The organism is Litoreibacter arenae DSM 19593 (genome assembly GCF_000442275.2).
Taxonomy (GTDB): Bacteria; Pseudomonadota; Alphaproteobacteria; order Rhodobacterales; family Rhodobacteraceae; genus Litoreibacter; species Litoreibacter arenae.
Window position 1 is genome coordinate 1 of sequence record NZ_KE557310.1, and the last position, 13,699, is coordinate 13,699.

Here is a 13,699-nt window from a genome sequence, read left to right on the forward strand (position 1 = left end):
AATAGCCCTAAACTGGCCCATAAGCGCTGAAGTCAGACACTTCTCGGAAATCATCAACAAGTTCCGCTCCGGTTACTCCCTGCGCGACGCGCTCGACATCATCGACACGCTGAACTTCGGCTCCTCCGAGGCCAAGCACGAACTGTCCGACCTTTATGAGACCCGTATCAAGAAGATGGGCAATGCCGGGCGCAACGGCGGCGAATACTACACGCCCCGCCCGCTGATCCGCGCCATGATCAAGGTCGTCGATCCGCAGGTGGGCGAGACGATCTATGACGGTGCCTGCGGCTCTGCGGGCTTTTTGTGCGAGGCGTGGGACCACCTGCGCACCGACAACCTTTCCGCTTCCGACTGGGACACGCTCCAGCGGCGCACTTTCTACGGACAGGAAAAGAAATCCCTCGCCTACGTCCTCGGCGTCATGAACATGATCCTGCACGGTATCGATGCGCCCTCCATTCGCCACACCAACACGCTGACCGAAAACGTGATGGACATACAGGAGGCCGACCGCCACGACATCGTGCTGGCCAATCCTCCCTTCGGCGGCGGCGAGCGCAAGGAGGTGCAGCACAACTTCCCGATCAAATCGGGCGAGACCGCATATCTGTTCCTGCAACACTTCATGCGCAAGCTGCGCGCGGGTGGTCGTGGCGCGATCGTCATCAAGAACACGTTCCTGAGCAATACCGATCAGGCCAGCGTCGCTTTGCGCAAGGAGCTGCTGGAGACCTGCAACCTGCACACCGTGCTGGACTGTCCCGGCGGCACGTTTCAGGGCGCGGGGGTCAAGACGGTGGTGCTGTTCTTCGACAAGGGCAAACCGACCCGCGACGTGTGGTATTACCAGCTCGACCCCGGGCGCAGCTTGGGCAAGACCAACCCGCTGAACGACGCCGATCTGGCGGAGTTCATCAGACTGCAACCGGACAAGACCGACAGCGCGCACAGCTGGTCGGTCCCCGTGGCGGGGCTGGACCGCGACACATGGGATCTGACAGTGAAGAACCCCAACGCGCCCGAGGCCGAGGCCCTGCGGGCACCCGCGCAAATTATCGAAGACATGCTGGCACGGGATGCGGAGACGGCGGTGATACTGGAAGAGATCAGGGGGATGTTGTGAAGGACGGTGTGGCGTCAACCATGGACCTGCCAGACAAATGGAAAATCACGCCCCTGTCTGATATTTGCCAGTTCAAACCACCCAAGAGCATTCCGCGCACGGAATTGGCCGCGAAGGCTCAGGTGTCCTTCGTTCCAATGAACGATCTCGGGGAAATATCTAAGGACTTCACAGCAACGGACACGCGCCCTCTGGAGAGCGTCATCAAGGGTTATACGTATTTCGCGGACGGCGATGTGATATGCGCAAAGATCACGCCTTGTTTCGAGAATGGAAAACTCGGTCTTGCTCAGGGGTTGAGTAACGGCGTCGGATTTGGGTCCAGTGAATTTGTAGTCATGCGAACGAGTCCAAAGCTGGAAGCCGAATACTTGTATTATTTCTTAGCCCGCGATGAATTCCGCGAAGCGGGTCAAAAGGTCATGTCTGGCGCGGTTGGCCATAAGCGCGTTCCGAAAGAATACTTCGAAATGTTGCCCATCCCCCTCCCCCCACTGGAGGAGCAGAAGCGGATCGTGGCGGTGCTTGATCAGGCCTTCACCGCCCTCGACCGCGCCCGCGCCCATGCAGAGGCCAATCTGGCGGATGCGGGGGAGTTGTTTGAGGTATCGGTAGGTGAAATCTTCGAGGCGCTGTCTGAGAATCACGCAAACGAAGCGCTCGCTGACATTGCGGAGAAGATTACCAAGGGATCGTCTCCAAAGTGGCAAGGCATCAGTTACGTCGACGAACCTGGCGTCCTATTCGTCACGAGCGAGAACGTGACAGCAAACGCCATGGATTTCACGAAGACCAAATATGTCGAAGATGCGTTTAATGAGAAAGACAAAAAATCTATCCTTCAACGCGACGACGTGCTGACAAACATCGTTGGCGCTTCTATTGGGCGAACGGCTGTATTTGACCGCGATGATATCGCGAATATCAATCAGGCAGTTTGTCTTATTCGACCTGATCGGGAAAAACTCCGTAGTTCCTATCTTGCTTATCTGTTGAACTCTCCGTTCTTCAAAGTCATGCTTCATGCAGGGGAGGTGAACATGGCACGTGCAAACTTAAGTTTGACATTTTTTAGAGATTTCCGAGTGCCTTTGCCTTCGATCGAAGATCAAGATGCGGCGGTGAGCCAAATCGAGGAATTGCATCAGAGGTCGCTTAATCTGAGCAATCACTACCAAACCAAACTCACCGACCTCGCCGACCTCCGCCAATCCGTCTTGCAAAAAGCCTTCTCGGGCCAGTTAAAATGAAAGCCTCCTGACCATGGCGAAAAATAAATTCACCAAGAAACGAGCAAAACTGCTTGCAGATCTTGAGCATCTCGTTGGGAAGAATTGCTACAACGGCAATATTCAAAACTACGGTGCTGGCGGGTTTTATGAAGGTGCCGGCCGCGATTTTCGGTATCCGCTAACCATGATTGATGAGGCAGGTGAGAAACGCAAACGGAAATTCCCTCCTGCAACTGAAGTATCACCAGAAATGCTCTCATCTGGATACTATGCTTTTGGAGCAAATCGCCTCCACATCATCAAAGCACTCAACGAGGTCTTGGAGTACCTCGAAGTCAATTCTAACTTGAAGATCTGATGCTATGATCGAGACCGAAGCCGACACCCGCGCCAACCAGATCGACCCTGTCTTGCGGGACGCGGGCTGGGGTGTCGTCGATGGCTCACACATCGCCCGCGAACTGACCATCGCACCTGGCCGGATCATGGGCGCAGGCCAGCGCGGCACGTCCCTGTCAGCCGACTACGTCTTGTCCATGCGCGGGCGGCAACTGGCGGTGGTCGAGGCCAAGCGCGCAGGCCTCGGTCACACGGACGGCGTGGGACAGGCCAAGGACTACGCTCGCCGCCTGCAAGCCCGCATGGCCTATGCCACCAACGGCCACGGCTGGTACGGCATCGACATGAACACCGGGGCCGAGGGCGACCTGACCGCCCCCTTCCCCGCCCCGCAAGAGCTGTGGGACCGCTGCTTTCCCACCGGCAACGATTGGCGCGATCGTTTCGGCGCGGTCCCGTTCGAGACGGGGGGCGGCAAATGGCAGCCGCGCTATTACCAGCACAACGCCATCACCGCCACGCTGGAGGCCATCGCGCGCGGCGACACCCGCATCCTGCTGACGCTGGCGACGGGCACCGGCAAAACCTCCATCGCGTTCCAGATCGCGTGGAAGCTGTTCCAGTCGTCCTGGAATCTGACTGGCGATCCCATACGCCGCCCGCGCATTCTGTTTCTGGCCGACCGCAACATTCTCGCCGATCAGGCCTACAACGCCTTCAGCGCCTTCCCGCCCGACGCCCTGTCGCGCATCAGCCCCGACGAGATCCGCAAACGGGGCAAGGTGCCCAAGAACGCGAACATCTTCTTTACGATCTTTCAGACCTTCATGACCGAGGATGGGCAGTTCCGGTTTCAGGATTACGACCCCGATTTTTTCGACATGATCGTGATCGACGAATGCCACCGCGGCGGGGCCAAGGACGAAAGCACATGGCGCGGCATTTTGGAGTATTTCGCGCCTGCCGTGCAACTGGGCCTGACCGCGACGCCGAAACGCAAAACGAATTCAGATACCTACGCCTATTTCGGCGATCCGGTGTATACTTACGCCCTGAAAGAAGGCATCGGTGACGGCTTTCTCACGCCCTTCAAGGTGCGTCAGATGGCGAGCACGATGGACACCTACACCTTCAGCGATGGTGACGAGGTGGTGAGCGGCGAGATCGACCCCGACCGCGAATACACCGAAGCCGATTTCAATACCAAGCTGGTGATTGACGAACGCGAAGAAAGCCGCGTGACCGAATTTATGGACCAGATCGACCAGCGCCAGAAGACACTGGTGTTCTGCGCCACCCAGGACCACGCCGCCCGCGTCCGCAATTTCATCAACCAGATCAAGGCTGACCCCGACCCGCATTACTGCGAACGGGTCACGGCAGATGACGGAAAGCTGGGCGAGCAGCACCTGCGAGAGTTCCAAGACAACGAAAAGAGCCTGCCGACAATCCTGACGACCTCCCAAAAGCTCTCCACCGGCGTCGACGCCCGCAACATCCGAAACATCGTGCTGCTGCGCCCGATCAAGTCGATGATCGAGTTTAAGCAGATCATCGGACGCGGGACGCGGACCTTCGACGGCAAGGACTTCTTCACCGTCTACGACTTCGTGAAGGCCTACGAGCATTTCAACGACCCGGAATGGGATGGCGAACCGCTCCCACCCGATGATCCCAAGCCGAAACCCACGCCCGGCGACCCTCCTCTGCCGCCTGCCGACCCACCTGGAGGCGGCGAAGATCCTCCGCCAACGGAAAAGATCGTGATCAAACTGGCCGACGGCAAGGACCGCAAGATCCGCTACCTCGCAACGACGACCTACATGTCCCACGACGGTCGCCAAATCACGGCCCAGGAGTTCATGGAGCAGCTGTTTGGCGATCTCGGCACTATGGTCGCCGATGAAGACGAATTGCGCGCGATCTGGAGCGACCCGGAACGGCGCGAGGCATTCATGCAACGTCTCAAGGAACTCGGCTACGGCACTGAACGTCTCGCCGACATGCAGCGCCTCATTGATGCGCCCAACAGCGACATCTTCGACGTTCTCGCCTACGTGCGATTCACGCTGGCACCTCTCGCGCGGTCCGAGCGCGCAGAGGTCGCAAGGGCGAATGGACTGTCCGGCTATGAAGATGAAATGCGCAGTTTTCTTGACTACGTCCTGCATGCCTACGAGACAAATGGGGTAGAGGAGCTCTCTCCGCGGAAGATCTCAGATTTTCTCCGAATTCGATATGGTGGCACGAACGATGCGAAGGCAAAGCTCGGACCCGTGAAGGATATCCGAGGTGCATTTGTCGAGATTCAAAGACATCTATTTCGGTAGCTCAGAACGCCAGTACCGGCCCTTACCTGCCATCGGTGAGCAGCGCAGCGAACGGCTGGTCTCGACTTGCGAGCAAAATTGATGAAATATCAGAATTTTACTCGACCTTGGACCATCGGGAACGCCGAAAAGTGGTCCAAAACCTCCTCTATTCTGTCAAGGACAGGGGAGAAGGAGGCGAAATCAATGCTTGCGTGGTCTCTCGACACCTTCTCAGCTAAAATTCTTTTCCCATAATGCTTTTTCCTGTCGAAAGTCTTCTCGTCCGGGTTGAAGAATTTTCCACCAAGTTTTTGAGTTACTACCGAAGAAGGTAGAAAGTCTTCGATCATGCTATCTTTTCCGCCGGTCAGCTTGGGTGTCGGAACGACATAAAGGTTCTTGGTGACATGGTAGTATCCCTTTGTTCCATCAACTTTCTTCGTTGCGCCTGATGCTGTCTTGACTGCCCCCCAAAGGCCCTCTCGCGATCCCTGATCATTATCGACCAAGAGGATGACTGGAGAAACGAATCCTCTGTTCGCCAAACTATTTGTGCGGACCTTATATTTATGAATAAGTTCCTTGAGGTCACCAGTGCCGCCATTGAGGTGCTGAACCGAGCTTGGCACTCTTAATTTGCTTCCAATCTTTGGATATTGGAACAGCTTGATTGCCAAGCCGCTTAAAGACTTGGCATCTTGGAGTTTCGGGCGCGCGGCTTTGCTGCGCTTAATTGCACATTTGATGTAGATACTGTCAGTTATGCCTTCGCAAATAACCACAGGCTGGGGAGAAGCAACAAACGTTTTGTAATCGAGGAAACGTCGATATTCCCTGTAGAAGCCTGGTTCGTTAGGGCCTGTTGGCCTATTAAGCCTCTTATAGTTAAACTCTGCACCCTTGACCCAGAAAATGTGGCTAAGCATTCCCTCGAGTGCGGCCTCTGATACTTTTACCTCCCTTTTCACACCTCCAATCTTCACTTTCTTAAAGCAAACGTCATCTTTAATGAAACTATGCACTTGAGCTCGAACTTGTTTGTAGAGTTCTCGCTTGACATTTACTTTTGTATTGACAACGAGCCCGGTTACGTCTTGTCGAGACCTCCTAAAAAGCATTCGAGTCTTTTTGGCGTTTATTTCAAAACCCGACCTTCTAACTTCAGAGCGGATTCTTTTGGATAGCTCCCAATCTCCAGATGGGCTGCCATCATCACGATTCGCCGCAATACCTTTCGGAAAGTCCTTTTTATTCGTGGAGAAAGTTATGTCATCAGCATAACGGGTGTAGGTGCATCTATTCTTCGTGGCAACTCTCGAAAGTCTGATGTCCAGATGGTTGGCTATGAGATTGGATATAACTGGAGATGTAGGCGCCCCCTGGGGAAGAGCTCCCTTATGGCACGCCAATTGCGCAACTATAGTGGCCACCTTCTCGTCAAGTAGAAAGTGCTTATTCTTCATAAAAAACCCACGCACTCTGCCAAAATTTATCGAGGGAAAGAAGTCCTTCAGGTCGAAATTCAGAACCCACTTCCTATTGACATGCCGGGCGCCGTTTGTTGAAATTGATAGGTGGCGCTTGAATCCGTGAGATATGATGCAATTCTCACCACTGGCTTGCCCCTTCTCAATTTCCGCCAGGCAATCTTGCAGAACATGGGCCAGCCGACTTTGAGCAAGCTTAAGTTCGGGGATCGGCGCGGATATTTTCCGAACGCCCTTCGTCGCCTTTGGAATCTCAAATTCCATATACTTCGATTCATCTGGAATTTTATAGAGAATGTAGGACAACTTCTTGGGCTGATATCCGACGAGATACGCAAGATCAGAGACGTTTTTACAAGACCTAAATCTGGATAGAGAACTCATATGACCAGCCAAATATCTATTTTGGTGAGCCCGTGGGCACTCTTAGGCAACCGAAGGGTCACATAAAATATGCTGAAGGAAACCCGATAGGGCATATCCACCTAACAGTGGTTTCATCCGTTGCGAACGCACAACGGTAAAATCTGCCCACGCGCTCGGACCTTACAGTGCCACTACAGTAGGAGGCGTGCAACCTGCTATTGCTCTTCGCTTGTTTCACTTGCCAAACGCCACTTGCACATTGCGGTCCTCCAAGTGACGTGCCGCGAAAGTCCGAGACCGCCCAAACTAATTACGCTCCTGGCTATCGATGATTCATACTCTATTCATGGCTCAACCGATTTTGCACAGCGCGCAATCCATCCGGTGATCCCAAAGAGGGTACATGGCCGCCTTATGCTTGCAAACTGGCAGCCATTAGCTTGTGGGCGGTCATTATATGCTTGTCCCGACACGACAATACACCTTCAAATGGTCAGCTACACTTCGAATGCCCACAAGCGCCACAAGTCATGCAACCTTCGACCATGCGCATATCGTACTGCCCGCAACTCGGACACGCAGGCCCCCGGTTGCCGTTGAGGTTCACAACCTGCGCCTGAGGATCGGCCTTCAGGCCCATTCCCTCGCCCGCGATGAAGCCAGTGGCGATCATGTGTTTCTCGATCACCCCGCCAATAGCCGCCAAAATGGAAGGGATATATTTTCCCTGCATCCACGCGCCGCCACGGGGGTCAAACACGGCCTTCAGTTCTTCGACCACAAAGGACACATCCCCGCCCCTCCGGAATACCGCCGAGATCATGCGGGTCAGCGCCACGGTCCAGGCAAAGTGCTCCATGTTCTTGGAGTTGATGAAAACCTCGAACGGGCGCCTGTGGCCGTTCAACACGATGTCGTTGATGGTGATGTAGATAGCATGCTCGCTGTCGGGCCATTTCACCTTATAGGTCTGGCCTTCCAACTCCGCCGGACGATCCAGCGGCTCGGACATATAGATTACATCGCCATCCGTAGCTGTTTCCGGATTTTCAGATGGCGTGGTATCGGCGCTCTCCGACACGCTCAGAACCGATCCCGTCACTGCGTTAGGGCGGTAGGTGGTGCAACCTTTGCAGCCGGTATCCCACGCCGCCATGTATACGTCCTTGAAGGCGTCAAAGCTGATATCCTCGGGGCAGTTGATGGTCTTGGAAATTGACGAATCCACCCATTTCTGCGCCGCCGCCTGCATGCGCACATGATCCAGCGGGGCCAAGGTTTGCGCATTGACGAAATAATCGGGCAACTCCTTATCACCGAACTTGTCGCGCCACATTTGCACGGCGTAATCGATCACCTCCTCCTCGGTGCGCGAGCCGTCTTTTTGCAGAACCTTCCGCGTGTAAGCGTAGGCGAAGACCGGTTCGATCCCCGAGGACACGTTGCCCGCATAAAGCGAAATCGTCCCGGTCGGCGCGATGGAAGTCAACAGCGCGTTGCGGATACCATGTTCGCGGATCGCGTCGCGCACGTCCCCGTCCATCGCCTGCATGGTGCCGGACGCCAGATAGGCCTCCGCGTCGAATAGGGGAAACGCCCCCTTCTCCTTCGCCAAATCCACCGAGGCCAGATATGCGGCGCGGGCGACCGCGTGCAACCACCGCTCCGTCAGACGCGCCGCCTCCTCGGAGCCATAGCGCGAACCGACCATGAGAAGTGCATCAGCCAAGCCGGTCACACCCAGCCCGATCCGCCGTTTCGCAGCTGCTTCCCGAGCCTGCGCCTCCAACGGAAACTTGGACGCATCGACCACATTGTCCATCATTCGGACGGCTACAGCGACCAATTCTGTCAGTTTTGCAACATCCAGGTCTGCGCCCTCTTCAAACGGACGGTCGACCAGTCGGGCCAGATTGATCGAGCCCAGCAGGCACGCGCCATAGGGCGGCAAAGGCTGTTCACCGCACGGGTTGGTGGCCGCGATCTGCTCAACATAGGACAGGTTGTTGGCCTGATTGATCCGGTCGATGAAGATGACGCCCGGCTCGGCATAGTCATAGGTGCCGCGCATGATCTTGTTCCACAGATCAAGCGCCTGCACGGTCTTGTAGACCTTGCCGTCGAAGACCAGCTCCCAAGGGCCATCGGCCTTCACCGCATCCATGAAATCGTCCGTAATCAGTACGGAAAGGTTGAACATGCGCAGCCGAGCGGAGTCCTGTTTGGCGGCGATGAACGCCTCTACGTCGGGGTGGTCGCAGCGCATGGTCGCCATCATCGCGCCACGTCGCGAGCCTGCGGACATAATCGTGCGACACATCGCGTCCCACACATCCATAAACGACAGCGGGCCAGAGGCGTCCGCCGCTACGCCCTTCACATCCGCACCTTTGGGCCGGATGGTCGAGAAATCGTAGCCAATACCGCCGCCCTGCTGCATGGTCAGCGCGGCCTCTTTCAGCATCTCGAAAATACCGCCCATATTGTCGGGGATCGTGCCCATCACGAAGCAGTTGAACAGCGTCACCGACCGCTTGGTACCGGCGCCTGCGATGATCCGGCCTGCAGGCAGGTATTTGAAGTCCGACAGCGCGTCGTAAAACGTCTCTTCCCACTTCGCAGGATCGTCCTCGACCTTCGCCAGATCACGGGCGATGCGCCGCCAAGTATCCTCGACCGTCTGATCCACCGGAGTGCCGTCCGCGTCCTTGAAGCGGTACTTCATATCCCAAATTTGCTCGGCAATGGGGGCGGCGAAAGCGGTCATATCGGCATCCTAGGGGTTGGAATCGCATTGAAGTCGGGAGCGGGAAGCATACAATATATAGATATGATCAATCTCATCAAGCTAAGCGTTGGCACAGAATCGGTAGAAAGCCTGCAAGCGTGGCACAATTCACCGCGCCCGAAAGGTCCCGATGGCCTGCCCCGCCATATCACCCGCATGTGGCCCAAGCGGGAGGCCGAACTACTGGACGGCGGCTCCATCTATTGGGTCATCAAGGGCGTGGTGCAGGCCCGCCAGAAATTGCTGCGTCTGGATGAGGTTATCGGAGAAGACGGCATCCGCCGCTGTGCGCTGGTGTTCGAGCCGGAGCTGATCCGCACCGCCCCTGTCCTGAAGAAGCCGTTCCAAGGCTGGCGCTACCTCAAACCAGAGGACGCGCCGCCCGACATATCCGCCCGCCGCGCCACGGAAGACGCGCTGCCGCCAGAGTTGTCCGCTGCCCTAGCCGATATCGGTATTCTCTAGCCCCAGAACCCGTGTCAAACCGGCCAGATCGCAATCTGTCCAGTCAGCCACCTTGCTGGCAAACAAGGTCGCCTGAGACGCCAAAATCGGCCCGTCCGACAACATCCGCAAATGGTTCGCCTCCAGCGTGGCACCAGTGGAGGTGATGTCCGCCACCGCCTCCGCCGTCAGGTTCGCCACGGTGCCCTCCGTGGCCCCTTGGCTGTCGACCAACTGATAATCCGCGACCCCATGCTTTTGCAGGTATTCCCGCACCAACCGATGGTACTTGGTGGCGATCCGTAACCGAAACCCGTGTTCTTTTCGAAACGCGGCGGCAGCGGCGTCGAGGTCGTCGACGGTCTCCACATCCACCCAGAAGTTCGGCACGGCGATAATCAGGTCGGCATGGCCAAAGCCCATCTCCGCCAGCGTCTCGGTTTTCTCGAACCAAAGCGGCATCTTCTCACGCACCATATCGGTGCCGGTCACGCCCAGATGAATGCGCCCCGCCGCCAGCTCGCGCGGGATCTCGCCCGCTGATAGCAACACCAGCGACACGCCATCCACGCCTGACACCTCCGCCGCATATTCGCGGTCGGAGCCGGTTCGCGCCAGCGTCACGCCCCGCGCGGCGAACCACGCAAACGTGTCCTCCATCAACCGCCCCTTGGAGGGGATGCCCAGCTTTATCATAGCAGGGCCTCCAGCAATTCGGGCCGGATCACACCACCCACGGCGGGGATTTCCCGACCCTGCCCCAGCACGCGGGTCAGCGCGTCGTAGCGCCCGCCTGTGGCGACCGGCACCGGATTGCCCGCATGAAAGCCGAAGACGAAACCGTCGTAGTATTCCATCGTGGTGCGCCCGTAGGTGCCGGAAAATGGCAGAGCATCCACGTCGACGCCGCGCTTTGCCAGCGCAGCCAAGCGCGCCTCGAACCGGTCCAGCGCAGGCTTGATCGCGGGCAAATCCTGCGCGATCTCGCGCAACTGCGCCAAGGCGATCGGGGCCATGTCGGACACCTCAAGCACAGCCTGCAACGCCCGCAACTCCACCGCATCCAGCGGTGCCGTTTGCGCGTCCTCGCGCAGGGCGACGAGCCGTGCCTCGACCTCCGCGACCGAGCGCATCCCGATCTCCGGCACCTCCGCCCTCACGGAAGGGATAACGCGGGTTAAAGCCTGGCTAAACCGCTCCAGCAACGCGCGGAACCGCCCAGGCCGCCACAAGTGGCGCAGCAACGCGGCGCGACGCCGCTCGGTCGTCGACAGCCCCGCAACAGCGGCAATCAGCACGCCAATGTCGCCTGTTTCCGCCTGCACCGGAGCGCCCTGCAATGCCTCCGCAAACAAGGCGAACACCTCCGCATCCGCGCTCGCGGGATCGCTACGGTCAAACACTTCGTAGCCCACTTGCAGATATTCCGAGGCGCGACCCGTCCCAGCTTCCTGCTTCCGGAAAACCAGTCCCTGATACGTATATCGCGCAGGCTCCGCCCCGTCCGCCATATGCCGCTGCACCACAGGAACGGTGAAATCCGGTCGCAACATCTGCTCCCCCAAAACAGGGTCCGAGGTCACATAGGCCCGCGCGCGGATGTCCTCCCCGTAAAGGTCCAACAGCGTGTCCGCAGGCTGCAAAACAGACGTCTCCACAGGCACCGCGCCCGCGTCGCGGAACAGGGCCGACAGCCGCTCCGTCTGTTGGCGAACCCGATCCACTAGCCCAGCATCTTCTTGACTTCAGACACCAAATCGCCCCGCGCGACTTCACGCTGCGCGGGCTGGTCTTTCCATTCCTCGTGGGTCGCGGTCTCAGCGATCTTCGCGCCCAGCACAAGGTCCTTGACCTGCAGCACGCCCCGCTCCGCCTCGTCGGAACCTTCGATAATGGCTATCGGCGCGTTCCGTTTGTCGGCGTATTTCAACTGGTTGCCGAAGTTCTTGGGATTGCCCAGATAGACCTCCGCACGGATACCGGCGGCCCGCAGCTCGCCCACGATGCTTTGGTATTCCGCCATCCGCGCGCGATCCATGACGGTCACGATCACCGGGCCAACCGTGTCTTTGCCCAAGCGGCCTTTCGCGTGCAGTGCGGCCAGCAGCCGGTCGACGCCGATCGAGACCCCCGTCGCAGGCACTTCCTGCCCAGTGAACCGCTTGACCAGATCGTCATAACGGCCCCCGCCAGCGACCGAGCCGAACTGCCGCGGGCGGCCCTTCTCGTCCTTGATTTCGAAGGTCAGCTCCGCCTCGTAGACGGGACCGGTATAGTAGCCAAGACCACGGACGACGGAGGGGTCGATGACTATGCGGTCGGGGCCGTAGCCTTGGGCGGCGAGTAGTTCAGCCATAGTTTCGAGTTCGGCGACGCCTTCAAGACCTACTTCACTCTCGCCGATCAAAGATCGAAGCTGCTGAAGTGCAATGCTGTTCCAAGCAATTTGCGCATCAGTGAATTTTCTCGCGTTTTCTAGGCCAAAAGTGTTTTCTACATGCTGCAGACCACCAGTCGCTACTTTCATGACTTGCTGAAGGATGTCTTGAGAAGCTGTTGCGAACCGCAGTATGTGATCGATCGTCGAACTGTTCAAATCAGCGCCCTTGGTGAAGTCACCGCTTTCGTCTTTGCGGCCCTCTCCCAAAAGCGACCGAACCCCGTCCGGTCCCAGCCGGTCCAGCTTGTCGATGGCCCGCAACACGATCCCGCGCTCGTCGACTTTGTCGTCACCGGACAGCCCCGCGACCTCCATCACCCCGTTCAAAACCTTGCGGTTGTTCACGCGCACAATGTAGTCGCCGCGCTCGATCCCAACCGCCTCCAGCGTGTCGGCCAACATCGCGCAAATCTCGGCATCCGCCGCCACTGAAGGCGCGCCCACCGTATCCGCATCGCATTGATAAAACTGGCGGAACCGCCCCGGGCCGGGCTTCTCGTTGCGCCAGACCGGACCCATCGCGTAGCGGCGGTACGGCGTCGGCAGATCGTTGCGATACTGCGCGTAGACGCGGGCCAAGGGCGCGGTCAGGTCATAGCGCAGCGCCAGCCAGTCGGCCTCGTCCTCCTGCCACGCGAACACGCCCTCGTTGGGACGATCCACGTCGGGCAGGAACTTTCCAAGCGCCTCCACCGTTTCGACCGCGCTGCTTTCCAGTGCGTCGAATCCGTAAAGCTGGTAGACTTCGGAAATCTTGTCCAGCATCGCCTTTCGCTGAGTGACCTCCGCGCCGAAATAGTCGCGGAACCCTTTCGGGGTCTCGGCCTTGGGGCGGGGCTGCTTTTTGACTTTGGCCATGGCGGGCTGTCCTGCTTGTATTGTTCGGCCCAGCCTTTACCCCGCAGCCCTTGCGGGGGCAAGCAAAGCGCCATATCTGCGACATGAAAACCGGAGGTTCCCATGACTGACACGACCCAGCTGGAAGAGAAAATCGCCCACCTGACCCGCACGGTCGAGGATATGTCCGACATCGTGGCCCGTCAGGAAGCCGAAATCGCCACCCTGACCCGCCGCGTGGAAATGCTGATGCAACGCTCCGCCGAGCAGGAGCTGGACGTCGGCGGCACCGCCGTTCTGGCCGACCAACGCCCGCCGCATTGGTAGG

At 57.9% G+C, this 13,699-nt stretch carries 11 protein-coding genes; 6 read left to right on the plus strand and 5 right to left on the minus strand.

All coding sequences use genetic code 11. The features are described 5' to 3' along the window. The 4 genes from THALAR_RS07695 to hsdR all read left to right on the plus strand — a co-directional run. The coding region (locus THALAR_RS07695) for an HsdM family class I SAM-dependent methyltransferase (protein ID WP_040818086.1) at positions 1 to 1,126 on the plus strand (1,126 nt) is incomplete at its 5' end. A gap of 20 nt (positions 1,127 to 1,146) precedes the next feature. Further along, on the plus strand, positions 1,147 to 2,376 hold the full coding sequence (locus tag THALAR_RS07700; protein WP_051153685.1) for a restriction endonuclease subunit S: 1,230 nt from the start codon (positions 1,147 to 1,149) through the stop codon (positions 2,374 to 2,376). 13 nt (positions 2,377 to 2,389) lie between these two features. Continuing rightward, entirely contained in the window at positions 2,390 to 2,716 is a 327-nt protein-coding gene (locus tag THALAR_RS07705; RefSeq protein WP_051153687.1) for a hypothetical protein, read from the plus strand. Positions 2,717 to 2,720: 4 nt separating this feature from the next. Next, complete coding sequence (gene hsdR / locus THALAR_RS07710; protein WP_021100958.1) at positions 2,721 to 5,027, plus strand: EcoAI/FtnUII family type I restriction enzme subunit R; 2,307 nt, start codon at positions 2,721 to 2,723, stop codon at positions 5,025 to 5,027. An 89-nt stretch (positions 5,028 to 5,116) separates the two neighbouring features. On the opposite strand, the gene THALAR_RS07715 is transcribed toward hsdR, so the two are convergent. Next, positions 5,117 to 6,880: a retron Ec67 family RNA-directed DNA polymerase/endonuclease gene (locus tag THALAR_RS07715; protein ID WP_021100959.1), complete on the minus strand. Its 1,764-nt coding sequence runs from the start codon at positions 6,878 to 6,880 to the stop codon at positions 5,117 to 5,119. Positions 6,881 to 7,355: 475 nt separating this feature from the next. After that, the gene (locus THALAR_RS07720; protein WP_021100960.1) at positions 7,356 to 9,629 is read right to left on the minus strand and encodes an adenosylcobalamin-dependent ribonucleoside-diphosphate reductase; all 2,274 of its coding nucleotides are present in this window, start codon (positions 9,627 to 9,629) and stop codon (positions 7,356 to 7,358) included. 63 nt (positions 9,630 to 9,692) lie between these two features. Between THALAR_RS07720 and THALAR_RS07725 the strand changes: the two genes are divergently transcribed. Continuing rightward, positions 9,693 to 10,115, plus strand: a complete 423-nt coding sequence (locus THALAR_RS07725) for a DUF1489 family protein (protein ID WP_021100961.1) — start codon at positions 9,693 to 9,695, stop codon at positions 10,113 to 10,115. Here THALAR_RS07725 and hisG read toward each other — a convergent pair. The 3 genes from hisG to hisS are packed head-to-tail and all read right to left on the minus strand — an operon-like array spanning position 10,092 to position 13,392. Further along, positions 10,092 to 10,790: an ATP phosphoribosyltransferase gene (gene hisG / locus THALAR_RS07730; RefSeq protein ID WP_021100962.1), complete on the minus strand. Its 699-nt coding sequence runs from the start codon at positions 10,788 to 10,790 to the stop codon at positions 10,092 to 10,094. The two genes, THALAR_RS07725 and hisG, sit on opposite strands and share 24 nt — an antisense overlap. Further along, complete coding sequence (locus THALAR_RS07735; protein ID WP_021100963.1) at positions 10,787 to 11,818, minus strand: ATP phosphoribosyltransferase regulatory subunit; 1,032 nt, start codon at positions 11,816 to 11,818, stop codon at positions 10,787 to 10,789. The genes hisG and THALAR_RS07735 overlap by 4 nt, the downstream gene beginning before the upstream one ends. Further along, a complete protein-coding gene (hisS, locus tag THALAR_RS07740; RefSeq protein WP_021100964.1) occupies positions 11,818 to 13,392 on the minus strand; it encodes a histidine--tRNA ligase in 1,575 nt (524 codons plus the stop codon). The genes THALAR_RS07735 and hisS overlap by 1 nt, the downstream gene beginning before the upstream one ends. Positions 13,393 to 13,494: 102 nt before the next feature. Here hisS and THALAR_RS07745 point away from each other — a divergent pair, with 102 nt between their 5' ends. Continuing rightward, positions 13,495 to 13,698: a SlyX family protein gene (locus tag THALAR_RS07745; protein WP_021100965.1), complete on the plus strand. Its 204-nt coding sequence runs from the start codon at positions 13,495 to 13,497 to the stop codon at positions 13,696 to 13,698. Position 13,699: the final 1 nt, after the last annotated feature.